Below are 21,796 nucleotides of genomic sequence, written 5' to 3' on the forward strand. Positions count from 1 at the left end.
CCTAGGAGGCTTCATTGACTTATCTCGGCACTCTTGGGCGGATGATCAACATCAAGTGCCCGTCATCGTTGTCCACTGAGCACGGTGACCGGTACACGTTGACGCCTACGGTTGAAGGTGGTGTGCGTGCTCAGGTGCGTCCGATCTCGGCCCGGCAGTGGCAGATCGGTTGGGGGGATCTTTCCACCCCGGCCGATTTGGCGGTGTTGCAGGATTTCGCTCGCGGGGCGTGGGGTGCTGGTCCGTGGTGGTTCTTGTCTCCGGACGCGTTGAATACGAATATTCTCACGCCACGGCAGGCGGCACTCGTGGAGCGTGAGCAGCGGGACGAGTTGGCGAATGGTGGGCCGGTGCAGGTGTCGGATGGTTCATTCGCGCCTATGTCTGTGCTTGTGAACGCTGTTGGTACTCAGAGCATCCCGCTCGTTCGTCGGCTTCCTGTGATTCCTGGTATGCCGGTGACTTTCACTGCGGAGGTTGAAGGTGACGGGACAATCGCCCCCGAGATCTGGGTGGCATTTTATGACGTGAACGGCGCCAATATTCGGGGGCACTTTGGTGCAGGGAGAGCCCGTGCAGGTATGCAGCGAGTTTCGGCCTCGGGGGTTGCTCCGGATAACGCTTATTACGTCTCTGTGGGTGCGCGTTCGCAGACTCTCCGACTGACTCGCCCTCAGGTGACCTGGACTGATGTTCCACCCCCGGTGTTTTCTGATGGGCGCGGATGTAGTGCAGCCGTAGTTCACGGCGTGTCTGAGGGGCTTGTGCTCACTGATCCCACCAGAACTTTCATGAACGCCGGGTTTACTGTATCGGAGGTACTCTAATGCAGGACGGAGCACTGGCCTCTGGTATCCCTGAATGGCGCCGGATTGTCTTAGTGGATGGTGTCGAGCGCAAGGTGGCATCGGTCTCTCTAGATGGCGAAATTTCTAGCGACCTGCCTGACCCCGTTGCAGGGGTGTCCGGTGTTTCGGCTAGGACTGGATCAATCCGTTGGGCGCCACAAACCGTGGTGCAAGAGCGCCCGGAGTTCCCGTGGCAGCGCCGCGCCGGGTGGCCGCCCGCCCCTGGTGCGCGTGTAGAGGTGTGGGTGGGCGACAGCGCCACGTCTTGGCGGGTGTTCACTGGCCGCATCGACGTAACCCGAGGTGGCGGAGATTCGTTGACCTCCGACATTGTTGATGACAGCGACTCACTCTCTGCGCTGACATCGATCCCGGCAGCAGCCGAACTCATGCCAGCATCCTACGACCCCTCCACACCGAGCATCACCTGGGAGCATGTCGGAACCGCCTTGGAGCCTTGGCACGTAGCCTACCGGGCAATGCGCGCAGCAGGGTACGGGGTCGCAGTCCCTAAAGTCACCTCAGGAACACGGCTAGTTGAGACTGAGATTCAAGGCTCATTGATTGCCAGCGTCGGCAGGTTGCAGGTTGCCTCGGCGGACAAATCCATTGGCTGGTCCAAGGGATACACCTACCTGGAAGCGGGGACGATTCGATACATCCCCGCGGTGTCTTTGGCTCCTGGGGGCTTACGTTTGTGGCTGCGGTGGCATGGCAATAACTCGGCAATGTCAGCGCAGTTCTCGGACGGCACCACTATTGCTGTCCGTGGCGCGCATACTGGATCAACAATAACTTTGACCTACACGGTTCGTTCGGGCGGTTATGATGGCCCAATCCAGTTCGAAACCACTCGATCCTTCTCTGCCGCATGGGGTTCGGAGCCTTGGATAGAAGTGTTTGTGCGGCCCGGTGATACAACGGCTAGGGTTGTGGTTCCGACCAGCGGAACAGGGGCTACCACACCCAACTCGGAAATCGCTCATTCAATTCCCGTGAATCGCACCTATCAAGCTGATGCAGTTCTGGAGGACGTACGCGTCACTACAGGCACGATTGCTGCGCAAGCTGGGTCAATTTCATTGGCTGGATGGCAAGCATCGGTCGCAACAGTTTTTGATTCGACGGTTAAAGCTTGGGGTAAGGGTCTTGTGGAGTCCATGGGTGCCACGAACACGATCCTGGACACCAAGGCCGGGGATATTCTTCGTGAAGTTGGGCAGGCAACGTTGACCGCCATCTTCTTCGATGAACATGGTGTCCTGAACTTCGCCCCAACCAACGTGCTTCACGCTGGCTCCCCGGTCAGGACTGTGACCACTGCTCAGGACATATTTGAGCTGGGTTGGATGGAAGCGTTGCTGACACGCCGCAAACAGGTCGGGGTGGAATATCGGGAGACCGCCTTGACCCTATCCAAGCGGTACGAAGTGCTCCTGTACCAGCCGTCAAACAGCCAGCAGGTAGGGGCAGGGGAAACCATTGAAGAGTTCATCGGCCCCGACGATGACGCTGAATGGTTCGAACCTGACATGACGTTCTCCGCCATCACTCTGTCGGACATCGTGAACTTCAACCTTGGACGCGACTCGTGGTACGGGGGCGTGTACCGGTCCGGTGACGGAGACACTTACGTGCGCGACACGTCCCTGGCTATTGGGACACAGGAAATCGAGGTGGGCCGACGGTGGTTGATGCGCCACCGAAACCCGTCTACGCGTGACGTGTCCATGATGGCTCCGCCTGAATCGACCGCCGTATACGCCAAATGGTTATCTGCGCCGCTGCCAATCCTCCGGGGGCGTGGCCTGGCAAACTTCACTAACGCCAACGTGACCGCATCAACCGGCGCCCCGTCTTGGACTCCTGCGCTGGAGCATGAGCTAGGGGTATATGGGAAGAAAGCGGACGCCACACGGGTCAGGGACTGGCTGGCGGCACGTCTCAAAACGGGCATCATCACGCTCACAGACGTGCAGATCGCCTACGATCCGCGCCTTCAACTTGGAGACGTGATCACTGTCGAATCAAAAAAGTTCTACGGGTTCAGCATGGATGCGCTGATCATCGGCAAATCCGAGTCCCATGATGACGCGGGCGCACAGATGTCGTTGTCCGTGCGAACGCTGACAGTACGCACAACACACACCACCTACCAAGACTTCGAGGACGCCTATCAGGGCAGGAACTATGCAGCACTCGAACAAGCATGGAGCAGCGCCACATATGCGGCGCTCGAAAACAATCCAACAGGAAGGGCGTAACGGAATTGGTCAATTACACACCTCGAAAAAGCATCCCGTACCCGAGTACCGGAGACGCCCCGAACGTCGCTTCACGGGACTTCCGTGATATGGCATGGAGTGTGGATTCGGCCATCGTATCCACCGAAGCATATCTGAACGGGCGAGTGGACACTACACAAAACCAGATCGCCAGCACAGCGTCCCAGTTGAAGGCTGCCCTGACGGTTCAGGGCGAAGAGTTCGAGCAACTGTTGGCAGGGGTTTCTACCGCCTATGATGTGGCCGTAGCCAACGGGTATAAAGGATCTATCGCGCAGTGGTTGGACTCTCTACGCGGTCCGACCGGCCCGGAAGGCCCCTACGGGGGCGCTAGTGTCACAGATCCGCAGGTGGCTTCCTACGTCGGGGCCGATACCGCCACCCGGGCGGCATTGGAGAACGGTTTCATTGCCCGGCGTGGCACCCGTGGGGCCACGCGGACCATCTATGTGCGCGCCACCGGAGACGATGCGAATAGCGGTCGCACCGAGCAGACTGCGTTCCGTGAGATCAAAACCGCCGTGAACTCGCTATCGAGTGAGGGGCCAGTCATTCGTGGTTCGGTGATCATCGATGTCGGCCCGGGCACGTACAAGGGCGGCATTACCTTGCCCACCACCCGCACTACAGCACAGGATGACTTCATAAAGATCATCGGTCCAGTAGTCGGTGGACACCCAAGTATCCCCACAGCAGTCATCGACAAGGCCGCGGACGAAACGGCCAACACCGGCATTTACGCCGGGGACGGCAAAACCCTGTGGTTGCAAGACCTGAAAATCGTTGGAGCGTTCAACAACGCCGTCGATGCGCGTGGCGGCTCTTACCTTCAGTGGCGAAACGTCCACGTAGACGGGGCAAAAATTGGTGGGAACATCGTCGGAATGACCCGCTACACCGTCATTGGCGGGATCATCGAGAACTGCACCTACGGTATCTCAGAACTGTTCGGCGTAACCCGTGACTTCGGAGGCGCGCCCGACTCTGCGGGACAGATGATCATCCGCAAATGCCATGTAGGCGTGAAAGCCAAGGAGAACTGTGTAGGCCATTTCGACTACATCAATATCCATGACTGCGATGTTGGCCTGGAGATGCAACTTTACTCCGGGGCTAACATGCGTTTGGCTGAGTTCAAACGTAATGGCATCGGCATCGTTTTGACGAACAGCGAGATCCATAACGAAACCTCGATTGTTTGGGGTGCCGGGGCAGATATGAACACGCGCCGTATTTTGTCGATGGGCAACTCCTCTGAGCTAACGCTTACCGGGTGGGATGCTTATTCGGGCGCTCCACCTGCCGTCAGGACTGGCCACCGCCCCCTACTCATGGTCGCTTCCGACTACACGGAGCGAGTAGTTACTGGTGCGGCAACGGAGAAGTCTATAGTGAGCTGGGCGAGCCTGTTGCGTGCCGACTGGTTCGCAATCAAGGGGAAGCGAGCGAAGTTTGTCCTGTGGGGAACCACGTCCAGTAACCAGGCGATGCAAGCGAACTACCGTATTCTCCTGCGAGTAGCCACCTCGTTGGCTGCTGAGGTTACGCTTCCGGCCGGGCTGGCTGGGGGTTCCCACTTCGCGGTGGAGTTCGAAATGGTGGCAACAGCTGACGGTGCGGCTCAAAGATTCTTGGGACGCCTGCTAGCTGGCGATAAGTCACAGGCCTACGTAGCTTCTCGGTCCATCGATCTTTCATCAGGCGACCGACCCGTGGCGTTTTCAGCGATCGCCGGGAACACCACCGACTCGGTGACATTCCGGCTCGCTGAAGCGTGGGGTTAAGACGTTCACACATCGCTGGGCAGCTCACGAATGGTCCGCATCGGTACGCCACCCACAAGGGTGTGTGATGGGACGTCGCGATTAACAATCGTGCCGGCAGCTATGACTGCGCCCTCCCCAATGGTGACACCACCGAGGATGATGGCACCAGCACCGATCCACGTCCCATCACCTACCTTGATTGGCGGGAATGAGCCTTTGCCAGCTCTACGGTATGTCCCGCCAATCTCGTGGCTGTCAGTGATGAAGCGCACGAACGCTCCCACGTTGACCCTGCTGCCGATGGTGACGTTGGCTCGAACATAGCTGTCCCGATTGAAGATTGTCCGGTCGCCAACGGTGATCGGGCCGATCCACTCAGCTCCTCGCCGGATAGTGCAGTTGGAACCGATACTAATCGGGTTGTGGGGCTGGCTGGCGTAGAACGTAGTTTCGATGGCTATGGTGCAGTCAGCACCAGCGGTGAAGTACTTAGGTAAGTACGGGGCGTCACGTCGGACTGCCATTTTTTGCTTGAGTTCACTGTTCTGTTTGCGCAGCTCCACGACTGCGCTTTCTAACGCTTCAAGACGTTCATGCAAAGCACTATCCACCATCTCAGACATGAATATGATCATACATTCCCTGAAAGGATCACCATGCCACACCCATTTTGTCGTGCTGACCCGAGGGGGAGTTGTGATTGATCGTAATTGGCCGCTCGCGTTGTGGTTGAAGATTCAGGAGCCACGGATTGTGTCGGTGATCCAGTTCGTTGTGTACCTGTTGGCGTTGGCGGCGGGGTGGGCGGCGTTGGCTAAACCACCGAGGAGTGTGGAGGTGACGGCGGGGCAGGGGTTGACGTTCTATTGGTCGGTCATGCTGATCTGCGGCGGCGTGCTTGGCGCGGTCACCGTGTTGCCGGGGTGGTGGTTGTTTGAGCGTGCCGCCACTATCGCTTGCCTTGGGTCCACGGTGATTTATGGGGTGACGATCTGGTCATCCCATGTCTCGGAGTCGGGGAACCGGATCCCCCAGTTGTGCATGGTGCTGATTGTGGCCGCGCACTTCGCTAAACGGTGGTTCAGCATTCGACGTTACGCCTATGACCCTGAAAGGTAGCCAAGTATGGATGCCACTCAGGCAGCTATCACCCTCCTTGGTGGGGGTACTCTCGGGGCGATTCTTACTAGCCTCGTGAACGCCGGTATCAAGTTCTTTACTGGCAAGGCGGGCCGGGAGAAGGCCCGTAACGCTGATATGCGTACTCAGCGGAATGAGGCGTGGGAGGACGCGGAGCGGGAGCGGGCGCGGGCTGATGCGGCGCAGGAGCGGGCTGATCGTGAGGCCCGGAAGCGGCGAAAGATTAGCGAGTACGCGTCAGCTTTGCGCAGTGACTTGATCGGGCAGGGTGTACCGCCGGAGCAGGTGCGGCCCTGGCCTCAGCTGAACGACAACTAGACCGCCACAGTGCGGTCATATTTTTTGCCCCGTCACGGGTTGTGGCGGGGCTTTTCTCATGCCCGAAGGAGGGCCGCATCGTGAAGATCAGACAGCAGCTGGTCACCAAGAACAAGCATACCTATGGCGGGGTGAATCCGCTTCTCGGTGTGGTCGTGCACGAGACCGGGAACACCAGTCGGGGCGCGAACGCCGCGGCGCACGCGAACCTGCAGAAGAACGGGAACAGCCGGGACGCGTCCTGGCATATCACGGTGGACGAGAAGGAAGCCGTCCAGTCCTACCCAGACACGGCGCAGTGTTGGCACGCCGGGAACCGAGAAGCGAACACCACCCGCCTGGCCGTGGAGATCTGCGTGAACGAGGACGGCGACTTCAACGCCGCGTTCCGTAACGCCGCCGCGGTGGTGCGCATGAAGCGCATCGAACACGGCTGGTCCCGCGCCAACGTGGAGCAGCACTTTGACCATTCCGGGAAGGACTGCCCGTCCCGGATCCGAGCTGAGGGCCGATGGGAAGAATTCCTGGACCTCACCGAACCAGAAGGAGAAACCGTGACCCAGTTTTCCAGCCCCCTACCCGCAGGCACCTACCGCACCGATAGCTTCGACGGACTGCACGGGGGACGCCAGCACATGGGCACCGACTGGGCTGGCCCCCACGTGGGGGACATGACCGAGGTGTACGCGGTCGCTGACGGCGTCATCGAACATATCGGCGGCCCGGAGCGTGGCGCCGTGCTACCCGGTCACTCCGGCCTGATCATCGTCATCGACCACGGCATCCTCAAGGACGCCAACGGCTCCGACCGCATCCGCACCAACTACGGGCACTTGTCCAAGATCTACGTCCGCGAGGGGCAGCGGGTGAAGGCTGGGCAGGTGATCGGCCGCACCGGCCGCACCGGCAACGTCACCGGCGTACACCTGCACATGGGGGTGCGGGAGAACGGGACCGGGTACGGGAACTACTTCGACCCGGAGGCATGGTTGAAGCGCAAGGGCATCACCGTCGGCAAGACCCCGCCGCTCAATGCCGGCGGCAGCGCCCCGGCTGAGGTGAAGCCCGCCGGGAAGCCCGCCCCGGTGAAGAAGGTCAACAGCAAGGCCGACAACACAGCCATCCAGAAAGCGCTCACCAACATGGGCTTGGACGTCGGCTACCCAGACGGGGAGGACGGGCCGAAGCAGAAGGCCGGGGTCCGGGCCTTCCAGAAGCACCACGGGCTCGTGCAGGACGAATACTGGGGCCCGCTCACCCAGGACGTCTACGAGTACAACAAGCGCCTGCAGCGTGCCCTGAACAAGATGAAGTCCACCACCCCGAAACTCAAAGTCGACGGCTGGCTCGGCGCTCCCACCCACCGGCGCAAGGCCGACGTGCTCAAGCGGAACAAGTGGACCAACGCAAACCTGATCAGCAACCTCAAGAAAGTGCAGGCATGGTAACCATGGGCAAGTACGAAGCAAAAGGAACCGGGCTCAACGACGCCAGAACCCGCAAGGGCATCTACACCGCGGCCATCGTGTTCAGCGCGGTGGTGCTGGCCGTCATCGTCACGATGGGGCTGATCAGCATCGACCAGGTGAACAGCTTCATCACCCTGGTGGTGACGCTGGTCGGCATCCTGGCCGGTGTGCTTGGGCTCGTCACGGCGGCGCTGGCGCGCAACAACGTCGAACCACCTGCTGACCCGGTGCAGGATGCTGTCACGAACCTCGGCCAGCCCGACTAAACAAAACCGCCCCACCCTCATTGCGAGGGTGGGGCGGTTTTTTGCTTGGACAATTAACCTAGGTTTCGATAACCAGGGGCAGCCGTTGCTGTGGAGGAGGAAAAGCTTCCTCGAACAGCTCCTCGAACTTTTCCTTAGTGGGAGAGATGCGGAGGAGCAAAGTGACATTCGAAATCTGTCGGTCTAGCGCTGTCAATCCAGTTTCTTCGGTTAGGTGCTGATGATGCTTGTGCGACCTGTTCCCGTTATCATTCTTGGGATTCAGGCGCTGCAGTTCTTCCTTCACCCCCGGCGCTAATTGGTCGTAGATGTACTTATTGACTAACTTGCCAACATACGGCGTTCTCTTTGACTGACCGGGCTTATACGCCCACCCATTGATACGGTAGATCTCTTTGAAGAACTCGTCAGGAAAGCGTTTCATCCATGGCCGAAGTTCTGCTTGAACGAATTCATCCAGAATCTGCTGTAGTTCATCCCGGGCTCGAACTTCCTGGTAGCCGGTCGCTTCATCAACCAGGGCAGTGATGCCCACACGGGCAAGCCCTCTCATGATTAGCTCTGCAGCGCGTATCGCGTTTTGCTGACTATGCAGATCGTTTCCGTCATCCCTGGCGGAAAGGTAGATTTCACAAACATCGGGGAGGATGTCAGCGTCATACCCGTAAGAAATCGTGTTCCCTTTATTGCGGAACCGAACGGCTGTCCACTTCGATCGCAGTTCTTCGGTGGCATACATTTGTAAGTTTTTTGCAGCTAAAAACGGTGGGATTGTCGACCCCGCGCTGCCTGTTCCACCCTTGGCCTTGGGTGCGCGGTCGAGTGCCGTCAGAAAGGATTCTTGCGTAATCAGGCGAGTGCCATTCTCAAGAACGGCGCAGGAGATGGTCTTATCACCTATGATCAACTCGCCGCTGTGGGTAGCCTTTTCGATTTTCGATCCCCATCTCTTTTCTGCTGCTTTTCGCGCTATTTCAGACCTTTCGGCTTTAGAGAGTGCTTTCGCTCTCGCTTTACCACCAGCGCTCGCATCGAGATTCCCCGCCATCCGTATCACTAACCTTCCATGCCGTCGACCATGCTTGCTTGTAGTAAGCATAAGACTACCGCTAATGCTTACTATCGGCAAGCATGCCACCGGGCTATCTGCGAGTACAGTCAACTTGTGACCAATACACAGGACCCCCGATTTGAGGGCATGCGCCGCTACGAACCCAACCGCCGCCCCTACGTTGAAGTACGGGGAGGTGACCGCCGTTTCCATGCTCAAGTCATCGGTTGGAACCAGGGTGAGGTGTTCATCGAGTACCCGACCCGGATCTTGAACAGGGTCACCACGGGTCAGCGGGAAGTGAAGTGGGTGCCCACCGCGGCCGCTACCCGGATCCGGCGCGCTGACAGCATCTGGGCGAGTACCGAGGACGACCACGCCTGGCACGCCGCCGAGGACCAGCGGATCGAATACCGGGCAGACCCCTGGACGGTCTATAGCCAGGAAGTGCCGGGGGAGTAGGGCAGGGCGCAAACCGTCCCAGAACCGTCCCGCGCCTGTTTTGACCGCGTGTTTGCTGGGCGCACATGATCGTTTACACCGTGAATGTCATCGGTTCGATCCCGGTAGGGCCCACCACACAGAACCCGCTATGATTAGTCCTAATTGACTGATGATAGCGGGTTTTCCTGTTGCCTGACGGATTTTCCGTCGTTCAAACTTCCGCGTATTTCCGAGGGTTGGCCTGCGGTTGCTGGGGCTAAATCGGTTCCCAAACTGCCCCTGATTAGGCCCCCTTTAGCAGTCCAGCAGCTATGCGATAGCTAATTGCTGGTCTGCGGTCCACTGATCCCAGTAGTTGGATGGTGTCATTCCGTCCAGGGACCCGTGGGGCCGTTCATGATTGTTGATGTCTTTCCACTCCTCGGCCAAGTACTTTCCTTCGGACATGGTGTCCATGATTTCTCCGCAGAGTTCTTCCCTTCTGAACTGGGCGTTGAATGATTCGATAAACCCGTTCTGCCAGGGCGATCCCGGGTCGATGAACGCGGTCTTCACACCAGCGGTGTTGCACCAGTCGATCAGCGCGGCGGCGGTGAATTCCGGACCGTTGTCGCAGCGCACGAACACCGGTTCGATGCCGGTCTCGTCGATGATGTTCTCCAGCACCGCGACCACGTCGCAGGCCTTGAACGAACGCCGCGGCACGATGGCCAGCGCCGTGCGCGTGTATTCGTCGATGACGTTGAAGAAGCGGATGTGGCGGCCGCAGGAACTGACTTGGGACTGGAAGTCGAAGCTGATAGCGTGCATCGGGCATTCGGCCTTCAGTCGCTTTTATTCGCCCGCGTCCGGGCCGGTCCGGCGTTTCTTCTTCAGCTTGGGTTTGCAGACCAGTCTCTCCTCCCGCCAGAGCCGGCGTACCCGCTTCTTGTTCAGTGCCATGTTCTGCCACTGCGGCTGGGTAGGCACGTGCCAGCGGGCCTTCCTCCAACCCCACGCAGGATGTTTCTGCGCCACAGCCCGCAGGTCGGCGCGCAGCCGTGATTCTTCGAAACTAATTTCGGGTTTCTTCTTGCGCAGGGCCGAGCGGTTCTGCCCCAGCACTTTGCAGGCAAAGCGTTCCGATGCTCCGAACTTCTCCATCACCATGCGCACGGCGCGGCGGCGTGGTTCGGGTCTCAGAATTTTCCCTTGGGCACCTCGTTCAGGATGTCGATGGTGAGCTCTTTCTCGGCGAGAAGTCGTTTGAGTCTGGCGTTTTCCTTCGCCAGCTCCTTGGCTCGTTTCGTCGCCTCAGCGTTCTTCTCGGACCCGTACTGGCTCAGCTACCGGTACCATGCTGCCTCGGTGACCTGCAGTTCCTTGACGAGCTCGATGAGGGGCCGTCCTTCGTTGGGCATTTTCTGGCCCTGCCGGACCTTCGTGATGACCTGCTCGGGGGTATGTCTACGTGTCATAACTGGTGAATTTCCTCCTGCGTCCATTCTGGGACATGAAACTCACATAGTCACCGGACTCCTACACGGGGACCCAACCACCCCAAGCTGTCCGGCCTACGCGGTTTCCAGCAAGCTCTTCGTGGGCTGAGCAACGTCTTCGAGATCGTGAACTACGAGGCAAGCAAAAGTGTCATGAGTGATGGCCGCGGTGGCGTGCCCCCGCCTCCGTTGCCGCAGTTGCCCATGCCCCGCAGAGGACGCGCCACGACATCCCTCGATTGAACCCGTCGTCTGGCCTTCCAAGAACGGATTTCGCAGCGATACTCCCAGGCGGCCACCACAACAAGTTCGTGGCTGGCTCCGATGTGGTGCACCTTATGACCCCGTTTGAGAACACAGTACGCGGCACAGGCATAGGCGAGATGGATCTCCGGAAAGATAGTGTACGCGGTGTTGAGGTCTGCGGCATCGACGGTGTCACCTCGTTGGTAGTATCTCATTCCCAGAGGGTAGATCATGAGCGGACAAGGTGATCGAAGATGGGCGGTCGCTGGGCAAAGCTTTTTGGGACTGAGGCGTTCTAGGATGTGCACTGCCGCCGCAAATGAAGGGGTCTGCTGAAGGTTTGGTTGACACCGGAGTTTATGCCGCCAGAGCGACGGACTCGAGCATTTTAGCTTCGAACTGGACCGGGGTCATTTTCCTCAACCGTCGCTGCTTGCGCTTGCGGCGATACTTCCCTTCCAGCCAGGCGATGATCGCCAAACGCAGCTGCTGACGACTGGAGCACCACTGACGGTCCAGCACATTCTTCTGCAGCAGGCTGAAGAGCGATTCCATGGCTGCATTATCACCAGCTGCCCCGACACGTCCCATGGAACCGACCAGGTCGTGGCGCTCCAAGGCCTGGGTGAACTTCTTGTACCGAAATTGGGTGAGTTCAACCGGTCGTTGCAACACCATCGGTTTTGAGTGAGTGGATCTGCTCGGCGAAGACTTCGGCTGGCGTCTTCCAGCCGAGGACTTTCGGGGGCCGATTGTTCAGTGCGAGGGCGACAGCTTCGAGGTCTTCGGCTGACCAGCGGGAGAGGTCGGTGCCTTTCGGGAAGTACTGACGCAGCACCTCGTTCTCCATCTCCAGCTCCCTGATGCGATTGAGCGCTTGGGACATCTCCTTACGCTCATCAGCATCAGCAGAGGGACTCATTCCATGAGACTGGAGCCGGGCATCACGCGCCCATGTCTGCAGCGCGGTTTTCGAGACTCCCAGGTCCTTGCTGACCTGGGGCTGCGAGATGCCAGTCTCCAGTAGCGCCACTGCGTCATGCTTGAATTCGTCGGAGTAGATCTTCGGCATGGTTTGTTCCTTCTTTCAGCAAACCATAAGAGATTATGCGGTCGAAGTGTCAACCAAACCTGCAGCAGACCCGTAGGACGCCGGGACGACATACCTTCCTGCGTGAGCGTACTGACGGGCACATTCGATATCAATTCCCAGGAAAGACGCGTAGACTGAAAACGTAGTGGTAGGTGCTATAGTCAGGGCGCTTTCCAGTATCCTGTCGCAGCGACTGTGCCGTGAATTAAAATCGCACGACGAACAGATGAAGCAGGCGCTTCCGTCAGATGTTTTACGAGCACTGGTTCTTTCAGGATCCGGCTCGTCCTGTGAATCAGGTCAACTGGGCATTAGCCAGATATATTCAGTCTGTTGAGCCTGGGCATCATCGCAATTTCATTGACTAGTCGCCCCGCATTCAGCATATCTTGCGAGGGGTAAGTGCTATAGGAAGGCGGACAGCAAATGATCAGGCCACAAATTTGTCCTAGATGTTACCGTAGCTCGCTCACAGAGACCGAGACGTACCGATTCATCGATGAAGATAATCAGGAGCAACGGTGGGAAGACGATGGGGGGCACGACGAAGGACAGCAGCAAGACCAGAGGATTGTGATGCGTGAAGTTCTTTGGAAATGTGCCCGGTGCGGGTGGAACAAGGTGGCGTTTAGCGCTCAAGAACCGCATCTGGGTCCCGAACGACAGCTTGAGTGAGCAGCATACTTCCGCCCGTCATGAAACCTCATCCGACCTTGGGATTTTCCTCCAGAGCAGAGGCGTCTTCTAACTGCGCGCCCCGATCGCTGCCGGCTAGCGAAGGCCAGCGGTCTTCTAACTCCTACGAGACGCACGACCCCATGGCTGATTCCTGATGCTGGCCTGCTGGCAGCACCTTCCTCTGATCGATTCTGAGTCTGTAGCATTTCGTCTGGTCGATGTGGTACAAACTGCGTCCCGCGCCGCGGCTGTCAGGGTCCAGTGGCTGCGCCACCAGCGGCCGGAAATCGCAGTGCCCCTCCGCTGTTTGCGACAACTTGGCGTTCGCCGGATCAACCGGTCCGGCGCATGACAAGTTAGTTATCGAATGCCGTGTCTTCCGCGAAGCACCAAATTCCGAAGAATTCTCCCGTGTCGTCCGAGACTAGAACATGTATAAGGCCTTGGGCTTTTACGGTGGCCAGACCGCGAACGGACACCTTGGCGCTCAGCACAGGCAGGATGACAGACACCGGGCGATGCGGTACGTAGTGGGTTTTCCTGGCGTTCGGATCTGGGTTCAGCCTCAGCAACTGGTGTTGTCGGCCATTGTGCGTGAACTTTCGCCCCTCCTCACCATCAAGGGACCGCGAATCGGGGGAATCAGACATGCACCAACACTAATCCAGCACCGACCCGAAGTGGGGTGGCTACCGGGAAACTGCCAGGGGCGCTTTGGTTGGTTCAGGTCTTGGCTTGTTCCTGGATCTTCAGAGATTCTCCACCAGGCGGTGGCGGCACGTGGAATCGCTCGCCCATTGGTTTCACTATTGTGGTCAAAGGGAGTCAAATACGTGCCCTTGGGGCCCTTTGCGGCTGCGGGGTCAGCGCCTGGGGCTTACAAGCGGATACGAACTGGTCCTCCAGCCGGATTGGGCCTTGAAATTCACCGTTGTGGCCTTAATTCCCCGAACCCAGCGGTGGTGTGCCCACCAAGGGTGTTCGCATAGCGCGTGCTCACATGCTGAGCGAACGGGAGCGCAAGCTGCTGCTGGGAGACACGGTGCATGCAGCGAGAGGTAGCCGAGCCTTTTATCCGCCTGATGCTTGCCTGTGAAGTTCTCAGACAACGTAGATCTCCCGGCCCAGCCAGTCTCGTTTCACTGACACGAGGCCACTGTCTGCATCAACTTCCGCATATTTTTCAAAGACGCACATCAGGATGGCGCTGGGACTTCTGTTTTGCCCCGTTGACTTCTCCTCCATTGAGGATAGAGGGCTTCACGCCGTGGAAATCAGGTCTCACTGATGCTGTACTGGAACGAGTTGGGGGATTCGTGATTATAAAGAACGGGGTCTTACCCTAAAGGTAAGACCCCGTTCAGTCGTGCAGGTTAAGCCCGCTTGCGCGTGAGCAGTCCCCAGATAACGAGGACGATCAGCGAACCGCCGATGGCCAGCAACCAGGTTGACAGGGACCAGAATTCGTCGACTCCGACTCCGAAGATCGCGGATCCAATCCAACCGCCAACGATGGCGCCAACAACACCCAGCAGCAAGGTCACGAGCCAGCCGCCACCTTGCTCACCTGGCTTGATCGCTTTCGCGATCGCACCGGCAATCAGGCCCAAAACAATCCAACCTATGAAACCCATTACTTCCTCCTAAACGGATTGAGTGACTTCGTTCAGCATCAGGACTGTGATGCACCCGGAAAACATTACCCGTAAGTATGGAATTGGGTGCGCAAATCTGCAAGGACACGCCAAAAGAAGTGTCAAAAGCTATTCGAACTAGACATGAAGCGATGGCCGCAAAGTCCGGCACAAGCGGGGGAGCGTCGATGGTCCGATCTTCCGCGCTAGTCAGGTCGGCTTGGCTAAGAGGATAGAGGAATGACCACTGCCAGTAGTTTGAGTGCGTGATATCTACAGATAATGCAGTGGAGGGCGGCGTCATCAACTACGCCGGGACTGCGCCAGATAACTACCACGAGTTCGGCGGCGTAGCTGCATGAGCAAAGCAGGCGCCGCAATTTACTTGCTGCGAATTGGCCGCAGCGGACCGTCCGAGCTGTGGATGGAGTATTTCGCTCAAGTAGTAGAAAAGGGTGCGGAAGTCGTGTGCTGAACTGCGTTATGCCCCCCTGCTAAACTGCTCTTGCCGCCGCTTAGGCCGCTATACGCATGGAGCTTATGCCTCTAAACTATAATTGTGATGAAACGCGCTCACCTGTTGAATCGGCTTAAGGGGATGGCCGGCGCAGAAGGTCTGCCGTTTGAACTTTTGCGCGAAGGCGGAAACCACAGCATGTATGTCATCAAAGATAAAGTTCTCCCGGTTCCCCGCCATAGTGAAATCAACGAGAGGACTGCGAAGGGGATTATCAGACAAGCAGAAATTGTCATAGCAGAATTTAGACAGAAGCCAGAAGTAGACGAATCGCCAGAGGAAACACCATGAAGATCACCGCCATTGCAACTCAATCCGAGGGATGGTGGGCTATTGAAGTTCCGGAACTCGGATTTATGACTCAGGCCAAACGTCTCACCGAAATCGAAAGTATGTCCCGTTCCCTTGCGGTAGACCTGTTGCAAATTGAACCAGAGGCAGTGGAAGTGGATGTCAACATTGTTTTGGAAGACGAAGCCGCTGAAGCGGTGAACGCCGCGCGCGAGCAGATGCGCGACGCTCAGCAGCAGCTCGCCGCTGCTTCCAAAGCAAGCTTCGACGCTGTAAATGTCTTACGCCACGATTCCGGGCTGACGGTCCGAGAGGTCGCCCAACTACTGCAGATTAGCGCGGGACGCGTCACGCAGATCGAACAAAAGAAGGCACCCGCTGCAGGCGCAAAGCCAGTGTCACAAAACCTGCGTGTCTTTGGGTACTCCGAAGTGAAGCCAACTGATTTGGCTTTTGCCGCAAGGTTTACAGGCAAGCCACTGCGCGTCCATTTTGAGTAGCACCTTGTGCTGAAATTGCGCGGCCGTGACGTGCTTGGAGTCCCTGGTGAGTGCCGTCCCTATGATTCGAATAATCGCAGCCTCCGCTGGACTGAGCTCGGTCCTATGGGGTTTTGCACCTTCGGAAACCGTCATAAGTTCCGTTACTGTTCGTTTCCCGCGCGTTGTCTAACGTGTGGAAGCAGGTGCAGAAAATCGGAAGGCGTACCCGGAAACTCAGCTATGGCCGTGCCAGGGTTCGGTCCGGGACGTAGCGACGGCCGGATGGGAATCCGGAACGGCCACTCTAATTTTCGGGCGCATTTATTCACTCTCGGTTTGAACGCGCACATTCGGTGCCTTGGGGATCATTGCGGAACTATGATTCCTGACTCGAAGTCGGACGCAGCCCGAGCTGGGGCCAGTGCCCCAGATCCCGGAGCAGCTGCCGGTCGTGGCTGGAAAGCACAACCGCGGCCTCGGTCGCATCAAAGGCCTCGGTCAACTCGTCCACCAGCGTGACGGACAGGTGGTTGGTCGGCTCATCGAGCAACAGCAGGTTCGGTCGTGCGGCCAGGGCCAGCGCGAGGTCAAGCCGGCGCTGCTGTCCCATGGACAGCTCTCCCACCCGCTTGTTCATTTCCGCCGAGCGCAGCAGTCCCAGGCTCGCCAACCCCACCACCCGTTTGTCGGGCACCGTACCGGCGGCGACCAGCCGGTCCACGTGGTTGGCGTAGACCGTGCTCGCCCGCTGTTCCAACGGCAGCGCCGACTCTTGCTGCAGGAAGGCACGCCGGGCGTGGGCCGAGTGGTGAACCGCTCCCTGATCCGGGTCCAGCTCCCCGGCGAGGATCACCAACAGGGTTGATTTCCCGGCACCATTGGGCCCGGTGATCAGTAGCCGGCTGCGGCCGCGCACCGTCACCGATACCGGGGCCAGCCGGCCGGGGACTCCCACGCCTTCCGCGGCGACCAGCGCCGCACCGGCCCGGGAGGTCAGCTCGGGGAAGTGGATGGCCTGTGGGGGAGCGGGCACGGTCAGCGCCTGGGCGTCCAGGGCCGCCTGCCGGCGGCGGACGCTTTGCACCAGCCCGCCGGCGCGGGTGGCCCGCTGGTGTTTTCCGGTGCCCTTCTCCGGGCGCCACCCGCTGATGAGCCGGTTCTGGGCTGCGCTGAGGTCATCCTGCAGCCGGGACCGCTCGGTCTGCTGGGCCGCGTATTGCTGTTCCCAGCGCTCGATTTCGGCCCGGTGCCCCTCACGGTAGCCGGCGTATCCGCCGCCGTAGACGCGCGGGCGGTCATCGTAGGTGGGGTCCAGGTCGATCAGGGTCTCGGCGACGTCGGCGAGCAGTGCCCGGTCGTGGCTGACGATGACCACCCCGCCGTGGCGGGACTTCAGCGCGGTGGTCAGGAAGTCCAGCCCGGCACGGTCCAGGTGGTTGGTGGGCTCATCGAGCAGCAGGAAGTCGTCATCGCCGCCGATCAGGCAGGCCAGACGCACGCGGTAGCGCTGGCCGACGGAGAGCTCGGCCAGCGGCCGGCCCCAGTCCGGTTCGGCATCCAGGGCCTCCATGGCCACCCGCACCCGCCGTTCGGCGTCCCAGGCGTCCAGCGCCAGGGCCAGTTCCAGGGCCTGGGCGTAGCGGTCATCGGCGCCGGGTGTTCCCTCGGCCAGGGCGGTGGCCGCGGCATCGAGTTGCTCCAGCGCCGCGACCGCGTGCCGGACCGCCGCGGCGGCGACTTCACCCACGGTGCGCTGATCGTTGGTGGACATCTCCTGTTCGGCGATGCCCAGGGTGCCGATGCGGGTGACCTGGCCGCTGTCGGGGGTCAGGTGCCCGGAGAGCACATGCAGCAGCGTGGATTTGCCGCGGCCGTTTTCCCCGACCACGGCGATGCGGGAGGTCGGGGTGACCACGAGGTCCACCCCACGCAGGATGGGGTTGGCGCCAAGGGCCAGCCAGATGTCGGACAGGACGATTTGGGCGCGCGAACGGGCAGGGAAGGTTGGGGCAGTGATAGGCACGGTGTTCCTTTTGGGTGGGCGCGCCGCACCGCAGCAGGCAGGGCAGAATAGACCAGGCACTGATAAGGGGTGTGGGGGCACGCAAAACGGTGACCACTGGGGTCATGGACGCATGACCACGCGCTCGGAGCAGACTCAACGAGCGCGGCTGGCCGCGATCACCGTTAGAGGAACAGCAAATATTGCATGGTTCAACGCTAGCACGCGGCACGGGTGCGGCAACAGCGGGTGTGATCGAATCGTGGCCGGGGTCGTGGCTCACCGCGCGCCCTTGCGGTTTGCGTCCCCATCGGGGTTGTCCGTGAGCATCCGGTCCAGGCGCCGGGCGACGTCATCGAGTTCGTGGTCGAACAGCCCCGCATAGGTGTCCAGGGTGATGGCCGCGGTGGCGTGCCCCAGCATCCGCTGCACCACCTTGACCGAGGCGCCGGAGGCGACCATCCAGCTGGCGGCCGTATGCCGCAGATCGTGAACCCGCAGCTGTTCGGGCAGGCGGACCGCCTGCGGGCCGGCGTCCCGGGCCGCGGCGTTGACCGCCAGCACGGCCGGGGTGAAGCTGCGGCGCCGAAAGTTGTTGGGCCGGATCTGGGCTCCGCGGGCGCTGGTGAACAGCAGCCGGTCCGGATCCAGCGGCGCGGCCAGGGGCTGCAGCAGCCCCATAAGCTGCGCGGTCAGCGCCACGCTGCGCGGCTGCCCGTTCTTGGGAGGCCCCACCACCGCAGGCCCGCCGTTGACGAACACCACCGAACGCTCCACCCGCAGCCGCCGCAGTTCCGGCTGCAGATCCCGGCCACGCAGTTCCACCGCCTCCCCGATGCGCAGCCCGGTGCTGGCCAGCAGCCAGATCAGCGGCGCGTGGCGTTCGCCGGCGGAATCGGCCAGGGCCCGCACCTGCGCGACGGTCAGGAACACGTGTTCGCGCGGGTTCGGCGGCGGCAGGCGGATCTTGTGGCCCGGGTTCTTCTGCAGCAGTTCCTCATCCACGCACCAGGAAAGGAACGCCAGGAACCGGCCGAAAATGGTGTCCACGGTGCGCGGTGCGTAGTCCAGGTGGGCCACCCACGCCTGGATGTCCCGCCGGCGGATCGCCTCCAGCTGCCAGTGGCCCCAGTAGGGCATGAGGTGGGCGCGGATGTCCGAGGCCGCCGCGATGCGGGTCGAGGCCCGCCAGTGCAGGCTGCTGGCCTGCCACAGGCGCAAAAGATCGCCCACCACGGGTCCCGGGGCGGGGCTGCGGGGCCCCGGGCGTGCCGGCAGGTTTGCGGGCTCGGCTGCTGGTTCCATTTCTTGCCTCCCAACTGTTCGGGGGTGCCCACCAGTCTCACCCGCTTCGGCTCCGGTACTGGTGGATGACCGGGCGCACTGGGGACAAGCGGCGCCCGGGAGAGGGTCATTGTTTCGCGCAAGCGCCGTGGGGCTGAGATACTGGGGCTCCGGTTCGGCAACAGGTTTTTTGTGGTGGCAGAGGGTGATTGGGTGGTTGTGATTGAGGATCCGTTCCAGGTGCGCCTGAGCGGGCGCGGGGGCGCGGTGAGCCTGCGCCAGCAGGTCTCCGATGCGGTTCGCGACGCCCTGGTGGCCGGCACCCTGGTGCCCGGGCAGGTCTATTCGGCCCCGGCCCTGGCCGAGATGCTGGGGGTTTCACCCACCCCGGTGCGCGAGGCGATGATCGACATAGCCCGCGAGGGGCTGGTGGAGGCGTTGCGCAACAAGGGCTACCGGATCGTGGGGTTCAGCGACCGGGACCTGGATGAGCTGGCCGAGCTGCGCGCGCTGATCGAGGTGCCCACCATGGCCCAGGTGGCGCTGCATGCCCGGCGCGAGGACCTGGAGCAGCTGCGCCCGCTGACTAAGACGCTGAACTCCACGGCCGAGCGCGGGCAGCTGCGCGAGTTCATTGCGGTGGACACCGAGTTCCACCTGGGCGCCCTGGCCCTGGCCGGCAACCGGCACCTGGTGGACAACGTGCGCCAACTGCGCTCCCGGGCCCGGCTGTCCGGGCTGGCGCAGCTGGCCGAGGCCGGGCAGCTGGTGAACACCGCCCGGGAGCACGGCCAGCTGCTGGATCTGATGATCGCCCACGACGCCGGGGCGGTGGCCGAGCTGATGCGCCGCCACATCGGACACACCCGGGGCGTGTGGGCCGGACGCGGGGAGCAGAACCGCACGTCAGCGACGTAATCCGCACACTTTTTCACCCTGCTGGCCCGGCCATTGTGAGCTGGGCCTTTTGCTTAACCGACAGTAAAATTTTACTGTGGTGTCTGTTCGTGGCGCAGGTCACGGGCTTTCAATGACCAGATCGCGCTACCACCGCGCATCCCCGGCCGCACCCGGCGGGGAAGCGGGTGGGGGCGCACGGCAGATGGGCAAGGACATGAGTCAACAGGTTTCCGCGGCACCGAAGAAGGTGAGCTATCCCAAGGTGCTGACCGCTAGCCTGAGCGGATCGGCCATCGAGTGGTTCGATTTCTTCCTCTACGCGACGGCGGCGGCGTTCATTTTCGACAAGCAGTTCTTCCCCTCCGATGACCCGTACATCTCCCAGATGCTCTCCTACACGACCCTGGCGCTGACCTTCTTCATCCGCCCGTTCGGCGGGATCATCTTCTCCCACATCGGGGACCGGATCGGGCGCAAGAAGACCCTGGTGGTCACGCTCTCGCTGATGGGCGGGGCCACGGTGGCCATCGGCCTGCTGCCCACCTACGCCCAGGTGGGGATGCTCGCCCCGGTGCTGCTGATCCTGTGCCGGATCATCCAGGGCCTGGCCATCGGCGGGGAGTGGGGCGGGGCGCTGCTGCTGGCCTATGAGTACGCGCCGAAGAACCGGCGGGGATTGTTTGGCAGCATCCCGCAGACCGGGATCACCATCGGCATGCTGCTGGCCACCATCGCCTTCTCCCTGGTCAGCCTGCTGCCGCAGGCCTCCTTTGAGTCCTGGGGCTGGCGCCTGCCGTTCATCTCCAGCATCGTGCTGATCGTGATCGGGCTGTGGATTCGCGGCGGGCTGGGGGAGACCCCGGCGTTCAAGAAGCAGCAGGCCACCGGGGACGTGGCCAAGCTGCCGATCGCCGAGACGCTGCGCCACCACTGGCGCTCGGTGCTGATCGCCATCGGCGCGAAGATCGTGGAGACCGCGCCGTTCTACATCTTCGCCACCTTCGTCGTCAGCTACGCCACCGGCACCCTGGACTACGAGCGCTCCACCGTGCTGAACGCGGTCAGCGCCGGGGCGCTGGCCAGCACCCTGATGATCCCGGTGATGGGCTGGCTGGCCGATAGGTGGGGCCGGCTGCAGGTGTACCTGTGCGGCGCCGTGGTGATCGGATTGTTCGCCGCCCCGTTCTTCTTGCTGCTGGGCACCGGGGCCGACTGGGCGGTGTTCATGGCCGTGATCGTGGGCCTGGGCGTGGTCTGGCCGCCGGTGACCGCGACCCTGGGCACCTTGACCTCCGAGATCTTCTCCACCCGGGTGCGCTACACCGGGGTGACCCTGGGCTACCAGATCGGCGCCGCGCTGGCCGGGGGCACCGCCCCGCTGCTGTGCACCTTCCTGCTGGCCCGCTTCGACGGGTCCTGGGTGCCGATCGCGCTGTACATCGCCGCGATCGCGGTGCTCTCGATCATCGCGGTCTCCTTCGCCCCGAAGGTGGCCCGGGCCGATGACTCGATCGAGAACCCGGCCACCGAACACCCCGAGACGAACCACGACCTGCCCGGCGGGCTGCCGGACGGGCTGAGCATGACGGAAGTGAAATAGGAAA

Annotated in this window: 17 protein-coding genes and 4 pseudogenes; 11 read left to right on the top strand and 10 right to left on the bottom strand. The window is 60.9% G+C overall.

Going from position 1 to position 21,796, the window contains the following annotated elements:
• Positions 1–41: 41 nt before the first annotated feature.
• From FDN03_RS02415 to FDN03_RS02425, 3 genes are all read left to right on the top strand, one after another.
• Positions 42–827: a hypothetical protein gene (locus tag FDN03_RS02415; protein WP_138173763.1), complete on the top strand. Its 786-nt coding sequence runs from the start codon at positions 42–44 to the stop codon at positions 825–827.
• A 338-nt stretch (positions 828–1,165) separates the two neighbouring features.
• Positions 1,166–3,112, top strand: a complete 1,947-nt coding sequence (locus FDN03_RS02420; RefSeq protein ID WP_138173765.1) for a hypothetical protein — start codon at positions 1,166–1,168, stop codon at positions 3,110–3,112.
• A 101-nt stretch (positions 3,113–3,213) separates the two neighbouring features.
• Positions 3,214–4,917: a hypothetical protein gene (locus FDN03_RS02425; protein WP_138173767.1), complete on the top strand. Its 1,704-nt coding sequence runs from the start codon at positions 3,214–3,216 to the stop codon at positions 4,915–4,917.
• Between the two features lie 5 nt (positions 4,918–4,922).
• Here the strand turns inward: FDN03_RS02425 and FDN03_RS16910 are convergent, their stop codons facing one another.
• Positions 4,923–5,522, bottom strand: a complete 600-nt coding sequence (locus FDN03_RS16910; RefSeq protein WP_283205474.1) for a DapH/DapD/GlmU-related protein — start codon at positions 5,520–5,522, stop codon at positions 4,923–4,925.
• 73 nt (positions 5,523–5,595) lie between these two features.
• Here FDN03_RS16910 and FDN03_RS02435 point away from each other — a divergent pair, with 73 nt between their 5' ends.
• From FDN03_RS02435 to FDN03_RS02445, 3 genes are all read left to right on the top strand, one after another.
• The gene (locus FDN03_RS02435; RefSeq protein ID WP_138173771.1) at positions 5,596–6,018 is read left to right on the top strand and encodes a hypothetical protein; all 423 of its coding nucleotides are present in this window, start codon (positions 5,596–5,598) and stop codon (positions 6,016–6,018) included.
• Between the two features lie 419 nt (positions 6,019–6,437).
• Positions 6,438–7,805: a peptidoglycan DD-metalloendopeptidase family protein gene (locus FDN03_RS16570; RefSeq protein ID WP_212743851.1), complete on the top strand. Its 1,368-nt coding sequence runs from the start codon at positions 6,438–6,440 to the stop codon at positions 7,803–7,805.
• On the top strand, positions 7,799–8,092 hold the full coding sequence (locus tag FDN03_RS02445; protein WP_138173775.1) for a hypothetical protein: 294 nt from the start codon (positions 7,799–7,801) through the stop codon (positions 8,090–8,092). The genes FDN03_RS16570 and FDN03_RS02445 overlap by 7 nt, the downstream gene beginning before the upstream one ends.
• Positions 8,093–8,150: 58 nt before the next feature.
• Here the strand turns inward: FDN03_RS02445 and FDN03_RS02450 are convergent, their stop codons facing one another.
• Positions 8,151–9,140, bottom strand: a complete 990-nt coding sequence (locus FDN03_RS02450; RefSeq protein WP_171021105.1) for a P63C domain-containing protein — start codon at positions 9,138–9,140, stop codon at positions 8,151–8,153.
• A gap of 117 nt (positions 9,141–9,257) precedes the next feature.
• On the opposite strand from FDN03_RS02450, the gene FDN03_RS16375 reads away from it, so the two are divergent.
• A complete protein-coding gene (locus tag FDN03_RS16375; RefSeq protein WP_171021106.1) occupies positions 9,258–9,605 on the top strand; it encodes a hypothetical protein in 348 nt (115 codons plus the stop codon).
• Positions 9,606–9,896: 291 nt separating this feature from the next.
• On the opposite strand, the pseudogene FDN03_RS02460 reads toward FDN03_RS16375, so the two are convergent.
• The 6 genes and pseudogenes from FDN03_RS02460 to FDN03_RS02480 form a co-directional block, all read right to left on the bottom strand.
• A pseudogene (locus tag FDN03_RS02460) lies at positions 9,897–11,044 on the bottom strand (IS3 family transposase).
• Between the two features lie 624 nt (positions 11,045–11,668).
• Positions 11,669–11,962, bottom strand: a pseudogene (locus tag FDN03_RS02465) (IS3 family transposase); the annotation flags it as partial.
• Between the two features lie 4 nt (positions 11,963–11,966).
• A pseudogene (locus tag FDN03_RS16575) lies at positions 11,967–12,155 on the bottom strand (IS30 family transposase); the annotation flags it as partial.
• A pseudogene (locus tag FDN03_RS16580) lies at positions 12,138–12,383 on the bottom strand (transposase); the annotation flags it as partial. The pseudogenes FDN03_RS16575 and FDN03_RS16580, both read right to left, overlap by 18 nt.
• Positions 12,384–13,438: 1,055 nt before the next feature.
• A complete protein-coding gene (locus FDN03_RS02475) occupies positions 13,439–13,732 on the bottom strand; it encodes a hypothetical protein (protein ID WP_138173783.1) in 294 nt (97 codons plus the stop codon).
• A gap of 723 nt (positions 13,733–14,455) precedes the next feature.
• Positions 14,456–14,716 (bottom strand): GlsB/YeaQ/YmgE family stress response membrane protein, encoded by a 261-nt coding sequence (locus tag FDN03_RS02480; RefSeq protein ID WP_138173785.1) that lies wholly within the window; start codon positions 14,714–14,716, stop codon positions 14,456–14,458.
• Between the two features lie 559 nt (positions 14,717–15,275).
• On the opposite strand from FDN03_RS02480, the gene FDN03_RS02485 reads away from it, so the two are divergent.
• Together FDN03_RS02485 and FDN03_RS02490 are read left to right on the top strand one after the other, a co-directional pair.
• A complete protein-coding gene (locus tag FDN03_RS02485; RefSeq protein ID WP_212743852.1) occupies positions 15,276–15,524 on the top strand; it encodes a type II toxin-antitoxin system HicA family toxin in 249 nt (82 codons plus the stop codon).
• Positions 15,521–16,024 carry a hypothetical protein gene (locus FDN03_RS02490; protein ID WP_138173787.1) on the top strand — a complete coding sequence of 168 codons (504 nt, stop codon included), beginning with the start codon at positions 15,521–15,523 and terminating at the stop codon, positions 16,022–16,024. Before FDN03_RS02485 ends, FDN03_RS02490 begins: the two co-directional genes overlap by 4 nt.
• 358 nt (positions 16,025–16,382) lie before the next feature.
• Here FDN03_RS02490 and FDN03_RS02495 read toward each other — a convergent pair whose 3' ends face one another.
• Both FDN03_RS02495 and FDN03_RS02500 read right to left on the bottom strand, forming a co-directional pair.
• The gene (locus FDN03_RS02495) at positions 16,383–18,029 is read right to left on the bottom strand and encodes an ATP-binding cassette domain-containing protein (protein ID WP_138173789.1); all 1,647 of its coding nucleotides are present in this window, start codon (positions 18,027–18,029) and stop codon (positions 16,383–16,385) included.
• A 258-nt stretch (positions 18,030–18,287) separates the two neighbouring features.
• A complete protein-coding gene (locus FDN03_RS02500) occupies positions 18,288–19,313 on the bottom strand; it encodes a site-specific integrase (protein WP_138173791.1) in 1,026 nt (341 codons plus the stop codon).
• Positions 19,314–19,505: 192 nt separating this feature from the next.
• On the opposite strand from FDN03_RS02500, the gene FDN03_RS02505 reads away from it, so the two are divergent.
• Together FDN03_RS02505 and FDN03_RS02510 are read left to right on the top strand one after the other, a co-directional pair.
• Entirely contained in the window at positions 19,506–20,210 is a 705-nt protein-coding gene (locus FDN03_RS02505; RefSeq protein WP_212743853.1) for a GntR family transcriptional regulator, read from the top strand.
• A 196-nt stretch (positions 20,211–20,406) separates the two neighbouring features.
• Entirely contained in the window at positions 20,407–21,792 is a 1,386-nt protein-coding gene (locus tag FDN03_RS02510; protein ID WP_138173793.1) for an MFS transporter, read from the top strand.
• The last annotated feature ends 4 nt before the right edge of the window (positions 21,793–21,796 follow it).

The organism is Glutamicibacter sp. V16R2B1, from assembly GCF_005774635.1.
Taxonomy (GTDB): Bacteria; Actinomycetota; Actinomycetes; order Actinomycetales; family Micrococcaceae; genus Glutamicibacter; species Glutamicibacter creatinolyticus.